General features: G+C 71.8%; 7 protein-coding genes and 2 pseudogenes. All 9 read left to right on the top strand.

The window, feature by feature from the left end:
• The first annotated feature begins 3 nt into the window (after positions 1-3).
• The 9 genes and pseudogenes from AOK17_RS25485 to AOK17_RS53990 all read left to right on the top strand — a co-directional run bounded on the left by AOK17_RS25485 (position 4) and on the right by AOK17_RS53990 (position 24,242).
• Positions 4-15,015 (top strand): non-ribosomal peptide synthetase, encoded by a 15,012-nt coding sequence (locus AOK17_RS25485; protein ID WP_079053278.1) that lies wholly within the window; start codon positions 4-6, stop codon positions 15,013-15,015.
• Between the two features lie 109 nt (positions 15,016-15,124).
• Positions 15,125-16,075, top strand: a complete 951-nt coding sequence (locus AOK17_RS25480) for an ornithine carbamoyltransferase (RefSeq protein WP_055614890.1) — start codon at positions 15,125-15,127, stop codon at positions 16,073-16,075.
• Positions 16,072-17,388, top strand: a complete 1,317-nt coding sequence (locus tag AOK17_RS25475) for an MFS transporter (RefSeq protein ID WP_063997288.1) — start codon at positions 16,072-16,074, stop codon at positions 17,386-17,388. Before AOK17_RS25480 ends, AOK17_RS25475 begins: the two co-directional genes overlap by 4 nt.
• A 127-nt stretch (positions 17,389-17,515) precedes the next feature.
• Positions 17,516-18,499 carry a TauD/TfdA family dioxygenase gene (locus AOK17_RS25470; protein ID WP_055614889.1) on the top strand — a complete coding sequence of 328 codons (984 nt, stop codon included), beginning with the start codon at positions 17,516-17,518 and terminating at the stop codon, positions 18,497-18,499.
• Positions 18,500-18,507: 8 nt separating this feature from the next.
• Entirely contained in the window at positions 18,508-19,278 is a 771-nt protein-coding gene (locus tag AOK17_RS25465) for a thioesterase II family protein (RefSeq protein WP_055614888.1), read from the top strand.
• Between the two features lie 7 nt (positions 19,279-19,285).
• Positions 19,286-19,495: an MbtH family protein gene (locus AOK17_RS25460; RefSeq protein WP_055614887.1), complete on the top strand. Its 210-nt coding sequence runs from the start codon at positions 19,286-19,288 to the stop codon at positions 19,493-19,495.
• 103 nt (positions 19,496-19,598) lie between these two features.
• Positions 19,599-20,951, top strand: a pseudogene (locus AOK17_RS54000) (condensation domain-containing protein); the annotation flags it as partial.
• Positions 20,931-22,730, top strand: a pseudogene (locus tag AOK17_RS53995) (non-ribosomal peptide synthetase); the annotation flags it as partial. The pseudogenes AOK17_RS54000 and AOK17_RS53995, both read left to right, overlap by 21 nt.
• Positions 22,731-22,787: 57 nt before the next feature.
• Positions 22,788-24,242, top strand: a complete 1,455-nt coding sequence (locus tag AOK17_RS53990; RefSeq protein WP_425424633.1) for a condensation domain-containing protein — start codon at positions 22,788-22,790, stop codon at positions 24,240-24,242.
• The last annotated feature ends 101 nt before the right edge of the window (positions 24,243-24,343 follow it).

Below are 24,343 nucleotides of genomic sequence, written 5' to 3'. Positions count from 1 at the left end.
GCGTTGTTGCATGGTGGCCGGCTGGTGGTGGTGCCGGAGATGACGGCGCGGGAGCCGGGTCTGTTCCATGAGTTGTTGGTGCGTGAGGGTGTGACGGTGTTGAACCAGACGCCGTCGGCGTTCACCCAGCTCATCGAGGAGGACCGCACCCGCAGCGACGCCGGAACGGCCGGACAACTCGCCCTCCGTACGGTCGTCTTCGGTGGCGCGGCTTTGGACTGCGGGGCGCTTCAGGGCTGGGTCGCGCGGCATGGTCTGGAGTCTCCGCGGCTGGTGAACATGTATGGCATCACCGAGACGACGGTGCATGTGACGTACGGCCCGGTGGGTGCGGAGGAGCTGGCGGCCGGTGGTTCGGCCAGTCCGATCGGCCGCCCGTTGAACGACTTGAGCGTGCATCTCCTGGACCCGTCGGGCGAGTTGGTGCCGGTGGGCGTGCCGGGTGAGATTCACGTGGGTGGTCCGGGTGTGGCGCGGGGGTATCTGAACCGTCCGGAGCTGACGGCGGAGCGGTTCGTGCCGGATCCGTTCGGGCCGCCCGGTGCGCGTCTCTATCGCAGTGGTGACCTGGCGTGCCGTCGTGCGGACGGGAGTCTGGAGTTCCTGGGCCGGATCGACGACCAGGTGAAGGTGCGGGGTTACCGGATTGAGCCGGGTGAGATCAGTGCCCGTCTGACCGCTCACCCTGCCGTTCGTGACGCCGTGGTGATCGTCCGGGACGAGCGGCTGGTCGCCTACCTGGTCCCCGGTGCGGAGTTGCCGTCGACCGCCGAGTTGCGGCAGTTCGTGGCGGGGACGTTGCCGGAGTACATGGTGCCGGCGGCGTTCGTGGAGCTGGAGCGGGTGCCGTTGACGGTCAACGGCAAGCTGGACCGCGGTGCGTTGCCGGTGCCGGGTGACGGGGCGTTGTCGGAGTCGGAGTATGTGGCGCCGCGTACGCCGACCGAGGAGCGGGTGGCGGCTGTCTGGCAGGAGGTGCTGGGGGTCGAGCGGGTCGGTGTCGAGGACGGGTTCTTCGAACTCGGCGGCGACTCGATCCGGGCTGTGGCTCTGGTGGGTGCGTTGCGTGCGGCCGGGTTCGACGTGTCGGTTCGGGACGTCTTCGAGCAGCGTACGGTCGCCCGCATAGGCGAGCTGATCACCGGCCTGCCCGCCCCCGAGCTGGAGCAGTCGTCCGTCGAGCCGTTCGCGATGATCGGTGAGGAGGACAGGGCCCTGCTCCCGGAGGGTGTGGTCGACGCCTACCCGCTGGCACAGGTGCAGCTCGGCATGATCGCCGAGCAGTTGGCCGACGACCGCCGGAACAACTACCACAACGTCAGCCTCTTCCGGGTGCGCGACGGCCGTCCCTTCGACGCCGACGCCCTGCGCGAGGCCGTGAGCATGCTCGTGCACCGGCACGAGGCGCTGCGTACCTCCGTCCACCTGGACCGGTACTCGGTGCCGGTGCAGGTCGTCCACCAGGCCGCCGAGGTCCCGGTGACCGTGCGCGACCTCCGCACGCTGGACGCCGCCGACGCGAACGCCGATGCAGACGCCGACGCGCGCGAGCGTGCGCTGCGGGACTTCGTCACGGCCGAGCGCTCCGCGGTGTTCGACCTGACAGCGGCCCCGCTGCTGCGGATCTCCGCGCACCTGGAGAGCGACGAGGCGTGGTGGCTCGGGCTGACGGAGTCGCACGTCATCCTGGAGGGCTGGAGCGTCAACTCGCTCTTCAGCGAGCTGCTGGAGGTCTACGGCCTGCTGCGCGACGGCACCCGGCCGGCGCCCCGTGGGGCGCTCCCCGTACGGTTCGCCGACGCCGTCGCCGAGGAGCTGCGGGCGCTGGAGTCGAAGGAGGACCGCGCGTACTGGCGTGACGTGGTCACCGAGCACACCAAGTTCGTCCTGCCGCCCGGCTGGCACGGCGATCTCTCCGCCCCGGCCGAACCGGTGGGTACGGCCTTCCGTCTGAACGACCTCGAACCGGGACTGCGCGCGCTGGCCTCAGCGTCCCAGGCCTCCCTGAAGAGCGTGCTGCTGGCAGCACATCTGAAGGTGATGAGCCAGCTCACCGACGAGGAAGCGTTCCACACCGGGGTGGTCTACCACACCCGGCCGGAGGCCCCGGGCGCCGACCAAGTGCTCGGCATGCACCTCAACACCCTGCCGTTCCCGGCCGACCGCACCGCGCGGACCTGGCGCGAGATGGTTCAGCAGGTGTTCGCGCGTGAGGTCGCCAACTGGTCCTACCGCCACTTCCCGATGCCGGCGATCCAGCGGGAGGCCGGAGCGACCGAGCGCCTCATCGACGTCTTCTTCAACTACCTCGACTTCCACCAGGTGGACGGTGACGTGGTGGACGAGGGCGCGGAGATGGGGGAGAACCCCAACGAGTTCGCCCTCTCCGTGACGGCGGTCAGCGGCGTGCTCGGCGTACGCGGGGATTCCCATGTCATCAGCCATGCCAACGTCGAGCGCCTGGTCGCGATGTACCGGGCGGTGCTGGAGTCGATGGCCGCGGACGTCGACGGTGACGCGCGGACGGTGTACCTGCCCGCCGCCGACCGGGAACTGCTGGCGGCGTCCACCCTGCCCGTGAAGGCCTCGGCTCCGGTGGAGCGGTGTGTGCATGAGGTGTTCGAGGAGCGGGTGGCGGCGGCGCCGGATGCGGTGGCGGTGGTGTTCGGCGAGGCGTCGCTGACGTATGCGGAGGTGGACGCGCGGGCGAATCGACTGGCGCATCATCTGCGGGCGTTGGGGGTGGGTCCGGAGTCGTTGGTGGGTGTGTGCCTGGAGCGCGGTCCGGATCTGGTGCCGTCGTTGCTGGGTGTGCTGAAGGCGGGGGCGGGTTATCTGCCCCTGGATCCGGCGAACCCGGCGGAGCGTCTCGGGTTCGTACTGGCGGATGCCGGTGCCAAGGCCGTGGTGACGTCCGGTTCACTGGCGTCGGTGCTGGAGGGGGTCTACGACGGCGAACTCGTCGTCCTCGACCGGGATGCCGAACTGATCGCGTCCCGCCCGGAGTCCGCTCCGGAGGTGTCGGTGTCGCCGGACAACGTCGTGTACGTCATCTACACCTCGGGTTCGACGGGTCGGCCGAAGGGCGTGACGCTGGCGCATGCGCAGGTGGTGCGGCTGCTGGAGACCGTGCAGGAGCATTACGGCTTCGACGAGCACGATGTGTGGGCGTTGTTCCACTCGTACGCCTTCGATGTCTCGGTGTTCGAGATGTGGGGTGCGCTGCTGCACGGTGCGTCTCTCGTCGTGGTGCCGCGTGAGGTGACGCGTTCGCCGGAGGAGTTCCTGGACCTGCTGGTGGAGCGCGAGGTCACGGTGCTGGCCCAGACCCCGACCGCGTTCCGCTCGCTCGCGTCGGCTCACCGGGACGATCCGCGGATCGACCGGCTTGCTCTGCGTGCGGTGATCTTCGCGGGCGAGAAGCTGGAGGTCGGCGAGCTGCGTCCGTGGACGGACCGGCTGGGCCTTGAGCGTCCCGCTCTCGTCAACATGTACGGGCCGACGGAGGCGACGGTCTACTGCACCTACCACCGGCTCACCCGGCGCGATGTGGTCTCGGGCGGGGCCGTCCCGATCGGTCGTCCGCTCAGCGACACGACCATGCACCTGCTGGACCGGTTCGGCGAGTTGGTGCCGGTGGGCGCCCCGGGCGAGCTCCATGTGGGTGGCCCGGGTGTGGCCCGCGGCTATCTCGGCCGCCCCGAGCTGACCGCGGAGCGGTTCGTGCCGGACCCGTTCGGGCCGCCCGGCGCCCGCCTGTACCGCACCGGCGACCTCGTGCGCCGTCGTGCGGACGGGAGTCTGGAGTTCCTGGGCCGGATCGACGACCAGGTGAAGGTGCGGGGCTATCGCATCGAGCCGGGCGAGATCAGCGCCCGTCTGTCGGAGCACCCGGCTGTGCGTGACGCGGTGGTGGTCGTGCGGGACGAGCGGCTGGTGGCCTATGTCGTTCCCGACGGGGAAGTGCCGTCCACTGCCGATCTGCGGACGTTCGTTGGTCGTGAGTTGCCGGAGTACATGGTGCCGGCGGTGTTCGTGGAGCTGGAGCGGGTGCCGTTGACGGTCAACGGCAAGCTGGACCACCGGGCCCTGCCGGCGCCTGACTCGTCCGCTGTGGAGTCCGGGCACATGTATGTCGCGCCGCGTACGCCGACCGAGGAGCGGGTCGCGGTTGTCTGGCAGGAGGTGCTGGGGGTCGAGCGGGTCGGTGTCGAGGACGGGTTCTTCGAGCTGGGCGGTGACTCGATCCGGGCTGTCGCTCTGGTGGGTGCGTTGCGTGCGGCCGGGTTCGACGTGTCGGTGCGGGACGTCTTCGAGCAGCGTACGGTCGCGGGGCTGGCGGAGTTGATCACCGGGCGTCCGGCGGTGTCGGAGGCGGAGTGTGGGGTCGAGCCGTTCGCGCTGATCGGGGCGCAGGACCGGGCGAAGCTTCCACAGGGTGTGGACGACGCCTACCCGTTGTCGCAGGTGCAGCTCGGGATGGTCGTCGAGATGCTGGTCGACGACAGCCGGAACAACTACCACAACGTCAGCGGCTTCCGGATCCGGGACGACGTGCCCTTCGACGCCGCCGCCCTGCGGACCGCCGTACGGCTGGTGGGCGCCCGGCACGACGTCCTGCGCACGTCGTTCGACATGCACACCTACTCCGTACCGATGCAGTTGGTGCACGCCGAGGCCGGGATTCCGGTGGCCGTGCACGATCTGCGGCACCTGGACGAGGACGCGCGCCGGCAGACGCTGCGGGACTTCGTGGCATCCGAGCGGGACGCGGTCTTCGACCTGGCGGTCGCGCCGCTGCTGCGGGCCGCCGTGCACGTGGAGGACGACACCGGCTGGCGGCTGACCTTCACCCAGACCCACGCCATCACCGAGGGCTGGAGTCAGCACTCCCTGCTGGCTGAAGTGGTCTCCCTGTACCGGCAGTTGCGGGACGGGCTGGAGCCGGAGCCGTACGAGACGGCGAGTGTGCGCTTCGCCGACTTCGTGGCCGGTGAACTGGAGTCCCTGGCCTCCGCCGAGGACCGCGCCTACTGGCAGGGCATCGTCGAGGAGTACACGCCACTCTCGCTGCCGGCCACGCAGTCCCCGTCCGACGAGCCGGGCGAGGACTACACGGTCGTCGTGCCGCTGCGGGACCTGGAAGCGCCGCTGCGCGCCTTCGCCACCCGGTCCAGGGCCTCACTGAAGAGCGTGCTGCTGGCGGCGCACCTGAAGGTGATGAGCCAGCTCACCGACGAGGAGGCCTTCCACACCGGCCTGGTCTGTGACGCGCGCCCCGAGGCGCTGGGCGCCGACCGGGTGCCGGGGATGTACCTCAACACCCTGCCGTTCGCCGTGGACCGCGGCGCGCGCACCTGGCGCGAGCTGGTCCAGCGGGTCTTCGCCCGCGAGGTCGAGCTCTGGCCGCACCGGCGGCACCCGCTGCCCGAGATCCAGCGGGGGGCCGCGGGAGGCCGGCGGCTCGTGGATGTGATGTTCAACTACCTGAACTTCACGGGCGCCGTCGACACCGGTGTCGTCGACACCGGCGCGGGACTGGGCGCCGGCGCGATGGAGTTCCCGCTGGCCGTGACCACGGCGGCCGAGGGTCTCGTCCTGAAGACCGGCACCCAGCACTTCGACCGGGCCGACGGCGAGCGGCTGGGCGCGATGTACCGGGCGGTTCTGGAGTCGATGGCCGCCGACGACGAGGGCGACGCACTCGTGCCGCGGCTGCCCGCCGGGGAGGCGGAGCGGATCCTCGGGACCTGGAACGACACCGGTGCCGGGCAGGTCGACGCCACTCTGCACGAGCTGTTCGAGCGGCAGGCCGAGGCCACTCCCGACGCCGTGGCCGTCGTCTTCGAGGACGAGAGGCTCACCTACGCCGAGCTCAACGCGCGTGCCAACCGGCTCGCCCACCACCTGCGGGGCACGGGTGTGCTTCCGGGCACGCTCGTCGGCGTCTGTGTGGAGCGTTCCGTCGAACTGGTCGCCACCGTGCTCGCGGTGTTCAAGTCGGGCGGCGTGTACGTACCGCTGGACCCGGACTACCCGGCCGAGCGGCTCTCCCACATGGTCCGCGACGCCAAGGCCGCCGTTCTGGTGACCCGTCGCGAACTGCTCCCGCTGGTCGAGGGCAGCGGCGCCACGGAGGTGCTGCTCGACGACGAGGCCCGCTGGAGCGGGCAGGGCACCCACGACCCGGAGCCCGTCACCGGCCCGGACGACGCCGCGTACCTCATCTACACGTCGGGCTCGACCGGCCGTCCCAAGGGCGTGCTCTGCGACCACCGGGGCCTGGTCAACCGGCTCGACTGGACCCAGCGCACCTACCTGCGGCTCACCGACGCCGACGTGGTGCTCCAGAAGATCCCGATCGGCTTCGACCCGTCGCTGGCCGAGATCTTCGGCCCCCTCATGGCCGGTGCGCGTATCGCCGTGGCCCGGCCCGGCGGCCACCGCGACCCCGCCTACCTGCGGGCCGCGATCGCCCGGTACGGGGTCACGAACCTGCACTTCGTACCGTCGATGCTGGCCGCCGTCCTCGCCGTGGACGACCTGTCCGAACTGCGGTCCCTGCGGATCGTCGTGTCCGGCGGCGAGGACCTCTCCGTCGCCCTCGCGAAGGAGTTCACCGCCCGGCTGCCGTGGGCGGAGCTGTACAACCAGTACGGGCCCTGCGAGGCCGCGGTCGACGTGTCGGCCTGGCACTGCACGCCCGAGCGGCTGGCGGGACTGCAGCGCGTGCCGCTCGGCTCGCCCATGCAGAACGTCACGATCCACGTCCTCGACGCCCGGATGCACCCGGTCCCGGTCGGCGCCCCCGGCGAGCTGTACATCGGCGGTGTCGCCCTGGCCTTCGGCTATCTGAACCGGCCGGACCTGACCGCGCGCTCCTTCGTGCCCGACCCGTTCGGACCGGCGGGCGCCCGCCTGTACCGGACCGGCGACCGGGCGCGGTGGCGGGCCGACGGCACCGTGGAGTTCCTGGGCCGCACCGACGACCAGGTCAAGATCCGCGGCGCACGCGTCGAACCCGGCGAGACCGAGGCCGCGCTGCGCGCGCTGCCCGAGGTGTCGAATGCGGTCGTCGTGGTCCGCGAGGACAGCGCGGGCCTGCCGCGCCTGGTCGCCTATGTCGTCCCGGCCCCGGGCAGCTCGGCCGACCCGGCCGAGCTGCGCGCCGGGCTCTCCCACGAACTGCCCGAGGCCCTGCTCCCGTCGGCGTACGTACGGCTGGACGCCATGCCGCTGGGCGCCAACGGCAAGGCCGACCGGCGGGCGCTGCCTGCTCCCGGCCTGGACGCCTTCGCGGCCGGCGAGTACATCGCACCGCGTTCCTGGCTGGAGGCCCGCGTGGCCACCGCGTGGAGCGAGGTGCTCGACCTCGAACGAGTGGGTGTCGAGGACGGGTTCTTCGAGCTCGGCGGCGACTCCATCCGGGCCGTCGCCCTGGCGGGCGCGCTGCGCGGCGCCGGCTTCGAGGTCGGCGTCCAGGAGGTCTTCGAGCACCACACGGTCGCGCGGATGGCCGTGCTGCTGGCGGGCCGCACACCGGCCGACGGCCGGGCCGTGGACGAGGCCGCCGTGCGGCCGTTCGCGCTGCTGCCGGAGGCGGACCGCGCCCGGCTGCCCGAGGACGCGGTGGACGCGTACCCGCTGACCCGTGCGCAGCTCGGCATGGCCGCCGAACTGCTCTCCGGTGACGGCCGGAACAACTACCACAACGTGACGATGGTCCGCGTCCGGGACGAGGGCCCGTTCTCCGCCGAGGCGCTGCGCGCTGCCGTGGCCCTCCTGGTGGAGCGGCACGAGGTGCTGCGTACGTCGCTGCGCGTGTCGGGCCACTCGGTGCCGCTGCAGATCGTCCACGCGACGGCCGAGGTGCCGGTCGGCTGGGCGGACCTGCGGGGGACGACCGACCGCGGGGCCGGCGAGCAGGTGCTCGTCGACCACGCGGCCCGGGAGCGGGCCACCCTCTTCGAGCTGACCGAGGCGCCGCTGCTGCGGGTCTTCGCGCACCTGGAGAGCGACGACGCGTGGTGGCTGACGCTCACCCAGTCGCACGTCATCCTGGAGGGCTGGAGCCACCACTCGCTGCAGACGGAACTGCTCGACTGCTACCGGCTGTTCAGGGACGGCCGTGAACCGGAGCCCTACCAGGCTCCCGCCGTGCGTTTCGCGGACTGTGTCGCCGGTGAACTGGAGTCCCTGGCCTCGGCCGAGGACCGCGCGTACTGGGAGCGGACCGCCCTCGACCACCGGCCGCTCGCTCTGCCGGACGGCTGGGCCGACGCGTCCGGCCGCCCGCTGGAGGTGTACAGCGTCCGCGTCCCGGTCGAGGACCTCGCGGACCGGCTGCGCGCCCTCGCCGCCGAGGTACAGGTCCCGGTCAAGAGCGTGCTGCTGGCGGCGCACCTGAAGGTGATGAGCCAGCTCACGGAGGAGGAGGCCTTCCACACCGGGGTGGTCTTCCACACCCGGCCGGAGGCCCCGGGTGCCGACCGGGTGCTCGGCATGCACCTCAACACGCTGCCGTTCGCGTTCTCGCGCGGTGCCCGGACCTGGCGCGAGACGCTGCGTCAGGTACTCGCCACGGAACTGGCCGGCTGGCGGCACCGGCGCTACCCGATGCCCGAGATCCAGCGCCAGTGGGGCGGCGGACGCAGGCTGGTCGACGCCTACTTCAACTACGTGGACTTCCACCAGGTGGACACGGACGTCGTCGACACCGGTACGGGGATCAGCGACGCGCCCAACGAGTTCGAGCTGTCCGTGCACGGCCACGGCACCCACCACCTCACCCTCGCCACCCACACCCACGCCGTCAGCCGCGCCAACGGCGACCGGCTGGCCGGGATGTACCGGGCGGTGCTGGAGTCGATGGTCGCGGACCCGGACGGTGACGCGCGGGCCGTGTACCTGCCCGCCGGCGAGCGGGAGGCCCTGCTCGGCGCGGTGCCCGCGGTGCGGACCGCTCCGGTGGAGCGGTGTGTGCATGAGGTGTTCGAGGAGCGGGCGGCGCTGACGCCGGACGCGGTGGCGGTGATCGCCGGTGATGTGACGCTGACGTACGCCGAGTTGGACACGCGGGCCAATCAACTCGCCCATCACCTGCGGGCGTTGGGTGTGGGTCCGGAGTCTCTGGTGGGTGTGTGCCTGGAGCGCGGTCCGGACCTGATGCCGGCGTTGCTGGGTGTGCTGAAGGCGGGGGCGGGTTATCTGCCCCTGGATCCGGCGAACCCGGCGGAGCGTCTCGGGTTCGTGCTGGCGGACGCGGGCGCGCGGGTCGTGGTGACGTCCGGTTCACTGGCGTCGGCCCTGGAGGGGGTCTACGCCGGGGAGTTGGTCGTTCTGGACCGGGATGCGGAGCTGCTGGCGTCGCGTCCGGAGTCGGCTCCGGTGACGTCGGTGTCGCCGGACAACGTCGTGTACGTCATCTATACGTCGGGTTCGACGGGCCGGCCGAAGGGGGTGACGCTGGGGCACGCGCAGGTGGTGCGGCTGCTGGAGACCATGCAGGAGCATTACGGCTTCGACGAGCACGACGTGTGGGCGCTGTTCCACTCGTACGCCTTCGATGTCTCCGTCTTCGAGATGTGGGGTGCGCTGCTGCACGGTGCGACCCTCGTCGTGGTGGAGCGTGAGGTGACCCGGTCGCCGGAGGAGTTCCTGGACCTGCTGGTCGAGCGTGAGGTCACGGTGCTGGCCCAGACCCCGACCGCGTTCCGCTCGCTCGTCGCGACGGCGACCGCGCCCGGTGACAGGCGCGTCAAGCAGCTGTCGCTGCGGGCCGTGGTGCTGGCGGGCGAGAAGCTGGAGGTGGCCGACGTACGCCCGTGGGTCGAACGGCTGGGTCTTGGCCGCACGGCCCTGGTCAACATGTACGGGCCGACGGAGACGACGGTCTACTGCACCTACCACCGGCTCACCCAGCGCGATGTCGTCCCGGGCGGGGCCGCCCCGATCGGGCGTCCGCTCAGCGACACGACCATCCATCTGCTGGACCGGTTCGGCGGGTTGGTGCCGATGGGCACCGCGGGTGAACTGCATGTGGGTGGCCCGGGGGTGGCCCGCGGCTATCTCGGCCGCCCCGAGCTGACCGCGGAGCGGTTCGTGCCGGACCCGTTCGGGCCGCCCGGCGCCCGCCTGTACCGCACCGGCGACCTGGCGCGCCGTCGGCAGGACGGCAGCCTGGAGTTCCTCGGCCGGATCGACGACCAGGTCAAACTGCACGGCTACCGGATCGAACCGGGCGAGATCAGCGCCCGCCTGTCGGAGCACCCGGCCGTGCGCGAGGCCGTGGCCGTCGTGCGGGACGACCGGCTGGTCGCCTATCTCGTCGCGGAGGGCGAGCTGCCCGCCGCGGCCGACCTGCGGGCGTTCGCGGCGGTGGAACTGCCCGAATACATGGTTCCGGCGGTGTTCGTGACCGTCGAGCGGATCCCGCTGTCCGTCAACGGCAAGCTCGACCACCGGGCCCTGCCGACGCCCGACGCCTCCGCCGTGAGCACCGGACGCGACCACGTCGCCCCGCGCACACCGCTGGAGGAGCGGGTCGCCGCCATCTGGCAGGAGACCCTGGGCGTACGGCGGGTCGGTGTCGACGACGGCTTCTACGAGCTGGGCGGCGACTCCATCCGTGCCGTGATGCTGGTGGGTGCCCTGCGGGAGGCCGGTTACGACGTCACCGTCCGAGAGACCCTTGAGGCACAGACGCTCGGCGCGCTGTGCGAGCGGCTCTCCGGCCAGGCGGCCGACGGTCCCGTCGGTTCGGCGGCGGTCGCGCCGTTCGCACTGGTCGGCGACGCCGACCGGGCGCTGCTGCCCGAGGGCCTGACGGACGCCTACCCGATGATGCAGAACCAGATCGGCATGCTGGTCGAGATGCTCGGTGCGGGTGAGGGGCTCAACTACCACCTCGTGACGTCCCTGCGGGTCCGGGACGGGCGGCCGGTGGTGGAGGAGGCCATGAGGTCCGCGGTCGCGGAACTGCTGCGCAGGCACGACGTGCTGCGCACCTCCCTGGAGCTCGACCGCTACTCGGTGCCGATGCAGCTGGTGCACGCCGACGTGCCCGCGCCCGTCCGGTTCTTCGACCTCGGCGGCCTCGCGGAGGAGGAACAGGACCGTGTCCTGCGGGAGTTCGCCGACCGTGAGAACACCACGGCGATCGACCACGCCGCCGCACCTCTCGTGCGCATCGCGATCCACCAGTGCGCCGACGGGAGCTGGCAGTTCACCATCGCGCAGTCCCATGTGATCCTGGAGGGCTGGAGCTTCAGCGGCCTGCTGGCCGAACTGCTGGAGATCTACCGCGCGTACGCCGACGGCCGGGAGCCCGAGCGGCCGCCGGCCCCGGCCGTACGGTTCGCCGACAGCGTCGCCGCGGAGCTGTCCGCCCTGGCGTCGGACCGGCACCGGGACTACTGGCGTGACGTCGTCGTCGGGCGTGAGAAGTTCACCATGCCCGAGGGCTGGGGCGACGCCGGGGACGCCGTCCCGGAGAAGTACAAGTCGGAGGTCGCCTTCGACGACCTGACGGACCGGCTCCAGCTCCTCGCGACGGCGGCGAAGGTGTCGCTGAAGAGCGTGCTGCACACCGCGCACCTCAAGGTGCTCGGCCAGCTCAGCCGTGAGCGGGAGTTCTTCACCGGGCTGGTCGCGCACGTCCGGCCCGAGGCGGTGGGCGCCGAGCGGGTGTACGGCATGTACCTCAACATCCTCCCGTTCGCGGTGGACCGCACCGCCGGGACATGGCGGGAGATGGTGCAGGACGTCTTCCGGCAGGAACTCGGCATGTGGGAGCACCGCCAGTTCCCGATGCCCGCCGTCCAGCAGGAGTTCGGCGGCGGCAGCAGGCTCGTCGACGTGTACTTCAGCTACCAGGACTTCAGCGGCAGCGACACCAGCATGATCGACGCCTCGGCCAGCACCGGGAACAGCACCAACGAGTTCGGCTTCTCGGTGTCGACCGCGCCCGGCCGGATCAACCTGCGGGCCGACTCGCGCACGCTCAGCCGTCCGCACGCCGCCCGGCTCGCCGGGATGTACCGAGCCGTGCTGGAGGCGATGGCCGCCGACCCGGACGGCGACGCCCGTCTCGTCCACCTGCCGACGGACGAGGCTCGGACCCTCGCCGGCTGGTCGGCGGGCGCGGAGCCGGTGGCGGAGCGGCCGGTGGTGGAGCTGTTCGAGGAGCAGGCCGCCCGGGTGCCCGACGCGGTGGCGGTGGTCTCCGGTGACGTCTGTCTGACGTACGCGGAGCTGGACGCGCGGGCGAACCGGCTCGCGCACCAGCTGCGGGCCCTGGGTGTCGGTTCCGAGTCGGTCGTCGGGGTCCTGCTGGAGCGCGGCGCCGACCTGATGGTGGGTCTGCTCGCCGTGTGGAAAGCCGGGGCCGGGTACGTACCGCTGGATCCGGTACTGCCGGGGCAGCGCGTGGCCGGGATGCTGGCGGACGCCGGAGCCCGGGTGCTGGTCGGCCGCGGGCCGGTGGCCGGCTTCGACGGCGCCCTCGTCGACGTGGACGCCGACGCGGACACGATCGCCGGGCGGTCGGCGTCGCGCCCCGAGGGACGTGTCGACGCCGACGGCGTGGCCTATGTGGTGTTCACGTCCGGATCCACGGGCCGCCCGAAGGGCGTGCTGGTCTCGCATCGCGGCCTGGCCAACCACGTGGGCTGGGCCGTGCGGGAACTGGCGGGCCGGGGCACAGGTGGCGGCGCCGTGTTCTCGTCGGTGGCGTTCGACCTGGTCGTACCGAACCTGTGGGCGCCGCTGTGCGCCGGTCAGCGGGTCGCGCTCTTCCCCTCCGAAGCGGGGCTGGACGAGCTGGGCGGCTGGCTGGTGGAGCAGGGGCCCTTCAGCTTCCTGAAGCTGACCCCCGGTCACCTGGAAGTGCTGTCGCACCAGGTCACGCCCGAGCAGGCCACAGGTCTCGCGGGCGTGGTCGTGGTGGCCGGTGAGGCACTCGCGGGCTCCCTGGCCGCGCGCTGGGCCGGCTGGCTGGGCGAGGGCCGGCTGATCAACGAGTACGGGCCGACCGAGGCGTCCGTCGGCACCACGATCCATCCGGTACCGGCCGACGCGGACCTGGACGCGGTCGTGCCGATCGGTCACCCGCTGCCGGGCATGCGCGTCCACGTGCTGGACGAGCGGATGCGGACGGTGCCGGTGGGCACGGTGGGCGAGCTGTACGTCGGCGGCGTCGGCGTGGCCCGCGGCTACGTGGGCCGGCCGGAGCTGACGGCCGGGCGGTTCGTGCCGGATCCGTTCGGCGGGGCCGGTGAACGGCTGTACCGGACCGGGGACCTGGTGCGGTGGAACACCGCGGGCGCGGTCGAGTTCCTCGGGCGCGTGGACGACCAGGTGAAGATCCGCGGCCACCGGATCGAACCGGCCGAGGTCGCCGCCGTACTGGCGGGCTGCCCGCTGGTCGGCGAGGCCGTGGTCGTCGCCCGCACCGACGACGACGAAACACGTCTGGTCGGATACGTCGTGCCCGCAGACGGCCCGGGGACCGCTCCCGCGGACCGACTGGCCGCGTACCTGGCGCAGTCGCTGCCGGAGTACATGGTGCCGTCGGTGTTCGTGGAACTGGACGCCGTCCCGCTGAACGCCAACGGAAAGGCGGACCGCGGGGCCCTGCCCGCCCCGGCCGCCGGCAGCGACGACGCACAGCACGTCGCACCCGGTACGCCCACCGAGCGCAGGCTCGCCGAGATCTGGAGCCAGGTCCTCGGCAAGGAGCGGATCGGCTCGACGGACAGCTTCTTCGAACTGGGCGGGCACTCGATCCTGGTCATCCAGGTGATCGCGGCCGCCCGCCGGGAAGGGCTGCCGCTGTCGCTGTTCATGCACTACCAGGCGCGGGACCTGGCGGAACTGGCCACCCTGGTCGACGCGGCCGCCGAGACCGAGAGGGAGGCCGAGGCCGGCAACGCCGAGCAGCGGGCGGCGCCCGCGGCGCCGCCGGCCGGAGCGGCCCTGTCCGGCCTGCCCGCCGCTCTGGCCGAGCACCGGGTCCCCGGCGCGGTGGTCGCCGTCGTCGAGGGCGGCGAACTCGTCGCCGTCGAGAGCTTCGGCACCCTGGCCGCGGACGGGACCGATCCGGTCACCCAGGAGACCGTCTTCCACGTCGGCTCGCTGAGCAAGCACATCACCGCGCTGGGCGTGCTCAGGCTCGTCGACGACGGGCGACTGGACCTGGACGCGGACGTCAACCGGTACCTCGTCGACTGGCGGGTACCGGGAGAGGCCGACGCCGTGCCGGTGACCGCCCGGCACCTGCTGGCGCACCTGTCGGGGCTCACCCCGACCCCCGGCAAGGGCTTCGCGCGCGACGCCCGGGCAGTGCCGTCGCTGCTCGACCTGCTGCACGGCCGGGCGCCGGCGACGACACCCCCGGTCGGGCGCGAGGGCGTCCCGGGCGGCGGGTTCCGCAAGGCCAACGTCCACTACTCGGTGCTCCAGCAGCTCATGACCGACCTCACCGGACGCCCGTTCGACGAGCTGATGCGGGACCTCGTGTTCGAACCGCTCGGCATGCGGGCGACCAGCTTCGACCAGGGGTTCCCCGAGCGGTCAGGCCGCCCGGTGGCCCTGGGGCACGACGAGGAGGGCCGGCCGGTCGACGGCGGCTGGCTGGTCCGCCCGGACCAGGCCGCGGCCGGGCTGTGGACGACCGCCGCCGACCTCGCCAAGGTCGCGCTGGAGATCCGCCGCTCCGCGCTGGGCCGCCCGCTCAGCCTGCTGTCGCGGGAGACCGCCCGGCTCATGCTGGCGCCGAGCAGTGACAGCTTCTACGGCCTGGGCACGGTCGTGGACACCACGAACGACGAGGTGCAGTTCGGCCATGCCGGCTCGCCCGTCGGCTACCAGGCCGTGTCCCTCTGCGGCCTGCACAACGGAGACGGCTTCGTCGCCCTCACCAACGGCGCGGCCGGCAAGGACGTCGTGGCCGACATCGCCGAAGCGCTGGGCCACGGCGGACGCCGGTCTCCGCTGGGACAGCCCGACCAGGTCTGACCCGCGGGCGCCGGCGGACCCCCGGGTCCGTCGGCGCCGTCCGTCCGTCGGCGCCGACGCCGCCACCGGTATCCGTACACCCGCACGACGCACCCTGAGGAGCGCCCGCATGACCGCCCGACACCTGATATCCCTCGACGACCTCACCGACGCCGATCTGCGCCACCTCGTGGACCGTGGCGCCGCCTTCTCGAACGGCACGGCCCGGCCCGGCCCCGTGCTCGACGGCACCATCGCCGGCGTCTACTTCCGGCGCACCTCGACCCGTACCCGTACGGCCTTCTCGGCGGGGGCGCTGCGGCTCGGCGCGCGGATCATCGCGTACAACGGCGGCGACCTGCAGATCAACACCGGGGAGACCAGCGAGGACACCGGGCAGGTCTTCTCCCGGATGCTCGACGTCCTGGTCGCCCGGACGGCCGACGACCCGGCGGAGCTGCGCGGCTGGGCGGCCCAGCCGAGGATGTCCGTGATCAACGCGATGAGCGCGGACGAGCACCCCACCCAGGGCCTGACCGACCTGAGCACCCTCATGTGCCGCTTCGGCCGCGTCGAGGGCCTGCGGCTGCTGTACGTGGGGGAGGGCAACAACACGGCCGTCGCGCTGGCGCTGGGCCTGTCCCGGTTCGCCGGCACGGAACTGGAGCTGCGCACACCGCCCGGCTACGGACTGCCCGACGGCGTCCTGGCCCGGGCCCAGGCCCACGCGCACCGCTCCGGCGCGACCGTGACCGAGCGGCACACGATGGACGAACTACCCAAGGACCTCGACGTCATCTACACCACCCGCTGGCAGACCACCGGCACCAGCAAGCCCGATCCCGACTGGCGCGCCGTGTTCGCCCCCTTCCAGGTGAACGCCGACCTGTGGAGGCACAACGCCGACGCGCTGTTCATGCACGACCTGCCCGCGCACCGCGGCGAGGAGGTCACCGCCGAGGTGCTCGACGGCCCGGCCAGCGTCGCCTTCGACCAGGCCGAGAACAAGATGCACAGCGCCATGGCGGTGCTCGAATGGTGCCGCCTCGGCGCCGTCGGCACGCCCGGCACGTCCGAATGAGCCTGACTGAGGAGCACCACGACGGGGGCGGCGCCGGGCCCGGCACGGCGCCACCCCCGCTGCGGAAGAACCGGGACTTCCTGCTGCTGTGGACCGGCGCCGGGCTCTCCCTGCTCGGCACCCGGGCGAGCACCGTCGCCTATCCGCTGCTGATGATCTGGTACGGCGGCTCCCCGACCGGCGCCGGACTCGTCGGGTTCGCCGCGCTGCTGCCCCAACTGCTCCTGCAACTCCCGGCCGGGGCCCTGGTGGACCGCTGGGACCGGCGCCGGCTGATGATCCTGTGCGACCTGACCGGTCTGCTGTCCATGGGCAGTGTCGCGGCCGCGCTGCTCGGCGGACACCTGTGGCTGCCGCACCTGATGGCCGCCGCGTTCGCCGAGGGCTCGGCGATGATCTTCTACCGGCTCGCCGAGCGGGCCGCGGTACGCAACCTCGTCCACCCCGACCACCTGACCGTGGCACTCACCCGGAACGAGGCGCGCGGGCAGGCCGCCGGGCTGCTCGGCCAGCTCTCCGGCAGCCTGCTGTACGCGGCGGCCAGGTGGCTGCCGTTCCTGCTCACGGCCGTGACCCATCTGTTCGCCCTGGTCACCCTGCTGCTGATCCGCAAGGAGTTCCAGACGGAACGCCCGAAGACGCCCCCCGACCTGCGCCGCGAGGTCGCCGAGGGGATCGCCTGGGTGTGGCGGCAGCGCTTCATGCGGGCCGCCGTCGGACTGATCGCGGGCAGCAACATCCTCTTCCAGGTGCTGTCCCTGTCCCTGGTGCTCATCGTCAAGGAGAACGGCGGGTCCCCGGCCACCATCGGCCTCATCGGAGCGGTGTCGGGCGTGGGCGGCATCTGCGGGGCCTTCACCGGCGCCTGGTGGCTGAAGCGGCTGTCGCCCGGAGCGATCGTCACCGGCACGCTCGCGGTATGGGCGCTGCTGATGCTGCCGGTCGCCCTGGTGACCCAGCCGGTGGTCATCGGCGCGCTGTTCGCGGGCATGTCCTTCGCGGGCGCGCTGCTGAACGTGGCCGCCGGCGTGTACCAGGTGCAGATCACACCGGACGCCATGCAGGGCCGCGTGACCAGCGTGTTCGCTCTCATCGGCTCGGGCATGAACTCCGCCGGGGCGCTCGTCGGAGGGCTGTTGCTCGCGGCGTTCGGGACGACCCCGACCGTCCTGGGCGTCGCGGCCGCGATGGGCGTCATGGCGCTGACCGCCGTACTGAGCCCGGTCATCAGGACCGCGGGGCAGGAGCCCGCCGAGGCGCACGCCGGGGAAATGACCGAAGAAAAGACCGAAGAAAAGACCGAAGAAATATAGGCCGCACCCACACAGTGGGGAGGCGGACGGAGCGCTGCGCCCGCGCACCACGCGATCCGGGTCCCCGAGACGCGGACCGACGCCCGCCTTCGGCACCCACCACCCTTCAGGAAGGCACGTCACGACGATGTCCGCCCATCGCACAGCACCAGCGGGGCAGCCGCTGCCGCTCCTGGTCGAGGCCGATCCCGAGGACCGGGATGTCACCCGCCTGATCAAGTCGGACCGAGAGCGGCTGCGCGCGTCGCTCAGGACACACGGCGCGCTGCTGCTGCGCGGCTTCGACATCGGCGGCATCGACGGCTTCGACCAGGTGGTCCGGGACCTGTCCGGCGACCCGCTGACCTACTCCGAGCGGTCCTCCCCGCGCAGCACCATCAAGGGGAACGTCTACACCTCCACCGACTACCCGCCGGAGGAGGAGATCTTCGTCCACAACGAGAACTCCTACCAGTCGAGTTGGCCCCGGACGCTCTACTTCTACTGCGACCACCCGCCCGAGACACAGGGCGCCACCCCGCTGACCGACATCCGGCAGGTCCACGCGGCCATCGACCCGGCGGTCCGGGAGGAGTTCGCCCGGCGCGGCTGGATGGTCGTACGCAACTTCCACGAGCGCTTCGGTGTGGCATGGCGGGAGCTGTTCAACACCGAGGAACGCGCCGAGGTGGAGGCGTACTGCCGGGCCAAGAACATCGAGTTCGAGTGGCTGGGCACCGACGGGCTGCGCACCACGGCCCGCCGGCAGGCGATCCACACCCACCCCGAGACGGGAGAGACGGTGTGGTTCAACCACATCGTGTTCTTCCACCACTCCACGCTGCCCGCCGAGGTCCAGGAGGGCCTGCTCGGACTGTTCGGCGAGGAGGGCCTGCCGACCAACAGCTACTACGGTGACGGCGGCCGCATCCCCGACGAGGTGACGGACCATCTGCGGTCCTGCTACCGGGCGGCGACCGTGCGCTTCGACTGGCAGCAGGACGACGTGCTCGTCGTGGACAACATGCTGGCCGCGCACGGCCGGGAGCCGTTCACCGGGACCCGCCGTATCGCCGTCGCCATGGCCGAGCCGTACACGCCGGGCGCCCGGTCCGAGAACGCCGGGGAGTGAACCACGCCATGACCGTGCACCACTCCAGGCCCGCGAACGCGTGGCTGCGCCGGTACGGCCCGCGCACCGAGGCCCGGCTGCGGCTGGTCTGCTTCCCGCACGCCGGTGGCAGTGCGAGCGCCTTCCGGGGCTGGCCGGAGCTGCTGCCGCCCGACATCGAACTGATCGCCGTCCAGTACCCCGGCCGCCAGGACCGGTACGGCGAGCCCCTCATCGGGGACTTCCCCACGCTGGTGTCCGAGGCCGCGCGGGCCGTCCTGCCCTGCCTCGACCGGCCCGTCGCGTTCTTCGGCCACAGCCTCGGCGCGACCGTGGCCTACGAAGTCGCCCGCGCCCTGCGGGCCTCCGGGGCCCCCTCGTTGAGCCGGCTGATCGTCTCCGCCCGCAAGGCCCCCTCGGTTCCCCGGCCGGACACCGTCCGGTTCGGCACCGAGGAACAGGTCATGGAGTACATCCGCGACCTGGGCGGGTCGGGCGCGGCGCTGTTGGAGGACGGTGACCTGCTCGAACTCATGCTGCCCATGCTGCGCAACGACTTCGGGCTCGTCGCCTCCTACCGCTACGTCCCGGGATCCCCGCTCGACTGCCCCGTCACCGCGGTCATCGGTGACGAGGACGGCTCGGTGAGCGAGGCCGAGGTCCGGCAGTGGTCGCGGCACACCGCGCGGCCGTTCGACCTGCACACCCTGCCCGGTGGCCACTTCTACACGGAGACGGCCACCGACAGTCTCGTGACCCTGCTGGCCGACCGGCTGAGCGACGTGGCGGAGAGGAGGTGACCACCCCATGAGCACCCAACCGTTCGAGGACCAGGACGCCGCCTACCACGTACTGGTCAACGAGGAGGGTCAGCACTCGCTGTGGCCCGCGTTCGCAGACGTCCCGGCCGGCTGGACCGTCGTCCTGCACCAGGCCGGGCGCCAGGCGTGCACCGACTACGTCAACACCCACTGGACGGACATGCGGCCCCGGAGCCTGCGCCGGCGGATGGCGTGACCCTGCCGCCGTAACCGCGCACCGCGCCTGCCCGTACGGGCCCGCGCCCTCGCGCCGTCGCCCGATTCTTCTTCAGTACCCGGAACCCTGGTGGTGGAAAGCCATGCCCATGCCCATACCCGAAACAGCACACACCGTGAGTCTTCCCCTGTCGGCAGCACAGGCGGGTGTCTGGGCAGGGCATGAACTCGACCCGACCGGCGCCAAGTACAACATCTCCGAGTACATCACCTTCCACGGAGTCGTCGACCACCGGCTGCTGGAGGCCGCCTGGCATCAGCTCCTCCAGGACGCGGAGTCGCTCCGGGTGCGCGCCGTCGTCAGGGAGGGCGAGGAACTGCGCCAGCTGGTCGTCCCGGAGCTGCGCCCCGCCCTGCCGCTGGTCGACCTCACCGGGGAGGACGACCCCGAGGCCGTCGCCCAGGCATGGATGGACCGGGACCGGCACCGCCCCGTCGACCTCGCCGAGGGCGGCCTCATCACCTTCGCCCTGCTGAAGGTGGCCGACGAACGCTTCCACTTCTACGAGCGCATCCACCACATCCTGATCGACGCCTCCGGCGGCCCGATGATCACCGGCAGGATGGCGGAGGTCTACTCGGCGCTGGCCCGCGGCGAGGAGTACGGACCGAGCGGGTTCGCCCCGCTGTCCCAGCTGCTGGAGGAGGACGCTGGCTACCGGCACTCGCCGGACTTCACCGCCGACCGGGACTACTGGGCCGGCCTCCTCGCCGACACCCCGGAACCGCCCCGGCTGGCGGACACCCCCGGGCTCGCGCCGACGGACGCGCAGGTCCTGTTCCTGCGGCGGACCAACCGGCTGCCCGCCGCCGACTTCGAGCGACTGCGGGTCGTGGCGCGGCAACTGCGCACGATGTGGCCCGTCCTGACCATCACCGCCATGGCCGCCTACGTGGCACGGACGACCGGCAGACAGGACATCGTTCTCGGCCTCCCGGTGACCGCCCGCAAGACCCCCGCCGACCGCCGCACCCCCGTCCTGCGCTCCAACGTGGTGCCGCTGCGGGTCCGTGTCACCCCGGGCGACTCCCTCGCGGAACTGGTCGCCCAGGCCACCCGCGCCACGCGCGCGGCCCTGAAGCACCAGCGCTACCGCTACGAGGACATCCGCCGTGACCTGGGGCGTCTCGGCGAGGGCCAGACCCTGACCGGCCCGGTCGTCAACATCATGGACTTCGACTACGACCTGGACTTCGCGGGCCTGCGCACCACCGCCCACAACCTGTCCAACGGCCCCGTCGACGAACTGTCCGTCGCGGCGTACCACCGGGCCGACGGCGAGGGCATGATCCTCGCCTTCGACGCGAACCCGGCCCACTACGACACCGATCTGCTCGCCGCCCACCAGGACCGGTTCCTGCGCTTCCTCCAGGGCGTGGTGGCCGAGCCGGAGCGCCCGACGGGCGAGATCGAGGTGCTGTCGCCCGGCGAGCGGCAGCGGCTGCTGACGGAGTGGAACGCGACGGACCGGGCCGTACCCGCCGGATCCCTGGGCGAACTGTTCGCGGCGCGGGTGGCGGCCACCCCTGACGAGATCGCCGTGTCGGCCGACGGGGCGGAACTGTCCTACGCCGCCCTGGACGCGCGGGTGAACCGGCTGGCACGACGGCTGGTGACGCTGGGCGTGACGCCGGAGGCACCGGTGGCGCTGCTGCTGGAGCGCTCCGTCGACGCGGTGGTGGCCACGCTCGCGGTGGCGCGCGCGGGCGGCGTCTACGTACCGCTGCACTCCGGCCTCCCGCCCGAGCGCCTGGCGTGGGTGATACGCGACGTCGGCGCCTCGGTGCTGCTCACCGACCGGGACGTGCCGGACCTCTGGACGCGTGTGGTGACGCTCGACCGGGAGACCTGGTCGGGCGAGCCGCAGGACGGGAACCCCGGGGCTCCCGACGTCACGGTGTTCCCGGACCAACTGGCGTACGTGATGTACACGTCGGGCTCGACCGGGGAGCCCAAGGGCGTCGGGATCAGGCATCGCGACGTCGCGGACTTCGCCTTCGACCGGCGCTGGCTCGGCGGCGCCCATGACCGCATCCTCATGCACGCCGCGCAGTCGTTCGACGCCTCCACCTACGAGCTCTGGGTGCCGCTGCTGAACGGCGGCCGGGTCGTGGTGGCCCCACCGGGCCAGGTGGACGGCGCGGTGGTGGAACGCATGGTCGCCGAACACGGCGTGACCGCGGCCTTCCTGACGACGGCCCTGTTCAACCTGATCGCCGACGAGAGTCCCAAGGCCTTCGCCGGTATGCGCACCGTGTGGACCGGCGGCGACGCGGCCTCCGCGGCGGCGATGCGCCGCGTCCTCGATGCCTGCCCCGGCATCACCGTGGGCAACGGCTACGGCCCCACGGAAACCACTACGTTCGCCGTGACCGCGCTCGCGCGGTCCACCGACGACATCGGCACGGTCCCGCCCATCGGCGCACCGCTGGACAACATGCGGGCGTACGTACTGGACGCGGGCCTGCAGCCGGCACCGGTCGGCGTGGTGGGCGAGCTCTACGTGTCGGGCACGGGCCTGGCCCGCGGCTACCACCACCGTCCGGACCTGACGGCGGAACGGTTCGTGGCCTGCCCGTACGGCGCTCCCGGAGAGCGCATGTACCGGACCGGAGACCTCGTCCGATGGCGGGCCGACGGACAACTGGAGTACGTGGGCCGCGCCGACCTCCAGGTGAAGGTGCGCGGCTTCCGCATCGAACTGGGCGAGATCGAAGCGGCCCTGGCCACTCACCCGTCGGTGGCCCAGGTGGTCGTGGTCGCCCGGGAGGACCGCCCCGGGGACCGGCGGCTGGTCGCCTACGTGGTGCCGGAGGGCGAGCCTGCCGACCCGGCGGACCTGCGGGTGTTTGTTGCTCGTGTGTTGCCGGAGTACATGGTGCCGGCGGCGTTCGTGGTGTTGGGGCGGCTGCCGTTGACGGTGAACGGGAAGGTGGATCGGGGGGCGTTGCCGGCGCCGGAGTTCGTGACCGGTGTGGGCCGTGGGCCGCGCTCAGGCGTGGAGGAGGTGCTGTGTTCGCTGTTCGCTGAGGTGTTGGGGCTGGATCGGGTGGGGGTGGCGGACTCCTTCTTCGATTGTGGTGGCGACAGCATCATGGCGATTCAGCTGGTGTCGCGTGCGCGTCGTGCGGGTTGGGTGTTGTCGGCGCGGGATGTTTTCCAGCATCCGTCGGTGGAGGGGCTGGCGCGGGTGGTGGTGCCGGTGGGCGATGCCGGTGTGGTGGTGGAGGCTTCGGGCGCTGGGGTGGGTGTGGTGCCGTTGACTCCGGTGATGGGGTGGTTGCGGGACCTGGCGGGGCCGGTTGAGGGGTTCCACCAGCATGTGGTGGTGGGCCTGCCGGAGGGTGTGAGCCGGGAGAGCCTGGTCGGGGCGTTGCAGGCAGTGGTTGACCGGCATGACATGTTGCGGTCGCGGTTGGTGCGTGAGGGTGTTGAGGGTGGTGAGTGGCGGCTGGAGGTGGCTTCACCGGGGACGGTGGACGCGGACGGGCTGCTGGACCACACCACGACCACCGACCTCGACGAGGACTCGCTCCAAGAGGCCGTGACGCAACACCTGGACCGCGCCCGGAGCCTGCTCGACCCGGAAGCCGGAACCATGCTGCGCGCGGTCTGGCTGGACCCGGGCCGACTGCTGTTGGTAGCCCACCATTTGGTGGTGGACGGGGTGTCATGGCGGATTCTGCTGGAGGATCTGAAGGCCGCCTCGGAGGGCCTGGAGCTGGAGCCGGTTCCGTCGTCGTTCCGCAGCTGGTCGCTGCGGCTGCGGGAGCAGGCCGAGCAGGGCACCTACGCGGACCAACTGGACCAGTGGCGCGAACTGCTCGGCCACTCGGAACCCCCGCTCGGATCAAGGCCACTTGACCCCGCCCAGGACACCACCGCGACGAAACGCGAACTCACCCTTCCCCTGCCGGTGGAGTTGACGGAGGCGTTGCTGACGCGGGTGCCGGCGTTGTTCCACGGTGGTGTGAACGATGTGTTGTTGGCGGGTCTGGCGTTGGCCGTGCAGGAGTGGCAGCGGCGGCGTGGCCGGGATACGGGTGCGGGTGTGCTGCTGGACCTGGAAGGTCATGGCCGGGTTGAGGCCGCGGGGTTGGATGTGTCGCGGACGGTGGGCTGGTTCACGTCGATTCATCCGGTGCGGCTGGACGCGGGTGGGGTGGCGTGGGATGAGGTGTGTGCTGGCGGTGTGGCCGGTGGGCGGGCGTTGAAGCTGGTCAAGGAGCAGGTGCGGGCGGTGCCGGACGACGGGGTCGGTTTCGGTGTGCTGCGTTACCTGGACTCGGCTGCTGGGGCCGAGTTGGCGGCCGGTCCGCGGGCGGAGTTGGGGTTCAACTATCTGGGCCGGTTCACCAGTGGTGGTGATGGTGCGTGGGGGTTGAGTGCGCGGGCGGGGATGGTGGGTGGCGGCGCTGATGCGGGGTTGTCGTTGGCGCATGCGCTGGAGGTCAATGCGGTGACGTATGACCTGGCCGAGGGTCCGCGGTTGCAGGCGAGTTGGGCGTGGGCGGACGGGGTGTTGTCCGAGGCGGAGGTGCGGGAGCTGGCGCAGTTGTGGTTCCAGGCTCTGGAGGGTCTGGCCCGGCACGCCGATGCCCCCGACGCGGGTGGACTGACCCCCTCCGACCTGGACCTCGTCCAGCTCAGCCAGGCCGAAATCGATGCGATCGAAGGCCTTGAGGACGACGACGACTACGACCTTGACTGGGAGTTCTCAAAGTGACCAGGTCGCGTATCGAGGACATTCTTCCGTTGCAGCCTCTGCAGGAGGGGTTTCTGTTCCATTCGCTGGTGGTGGACGGTGCGGATGGTGCGGTGGATGTG

The sequence above is a fragment of the Streptomyces phaeochromogenes genome (assembly GCF_001418655.1).
Lineage (GTDB): Bacteria > Actinomycetota > Actinomycetes > Streptomycetales > Streptomycetaceae > Streptomyces > Streptomyces phaeochromogenes.
The sequence above is the reverse complement of the archived record's forward strand: the minus strand, read 5'-3'. Positions and strand labels throughout refer to the sequence as shown.

What these genes read in the sequence shown, in the direction of transcription:
- AOK17_RS25480 (WP_055614890.1), top strand. Translation starts at nt 15,125, where the DNA reads ATGACCGCCCGACACCTGATATCCCTCGACGACCTCACCGACGCCGAT.
- AOK17_RS25475 (WP_063997288.1), top strand. Translation starts at nt 16,072, where the DNA reads ATGAGCCTGACTGAGGAGCACCACGACGGGGGCGGCGCCGGGCCCGGC.
- AOK17_RS25470 (WP_055614889.1), top strand. Translation starts at nt 17,516, where the DNA reads ATGTCCGCCCATCGCACAGCACCAGCGGGGCAGCCGCTGCCGCTCCTG.
- AOK17_RS25465 (WP_055614888.1), top strand. Translation starts at nt 18,508, where the DNA reads ATGACCGTGCACCACTCCAGGCCCGCGAACGCGTGGCTGCGCCGGTAC.
- AOK17_RS25460 (WP_055614887.1), top strand. Translation starts at nt 19,286, where the DNA reads ATGAGCACCCAACCGTTCGAGGACCAGGACGCCGCCTACCACGTACTG.
- AOK17_RS53990 (WP_425424633.1), top strand. Translation starts at nt 22,788, where the DNA reads ATGGGGTGGTTGCGGGACCTGGCGGGGCCGGTTGAGGGGTTCCACCAG.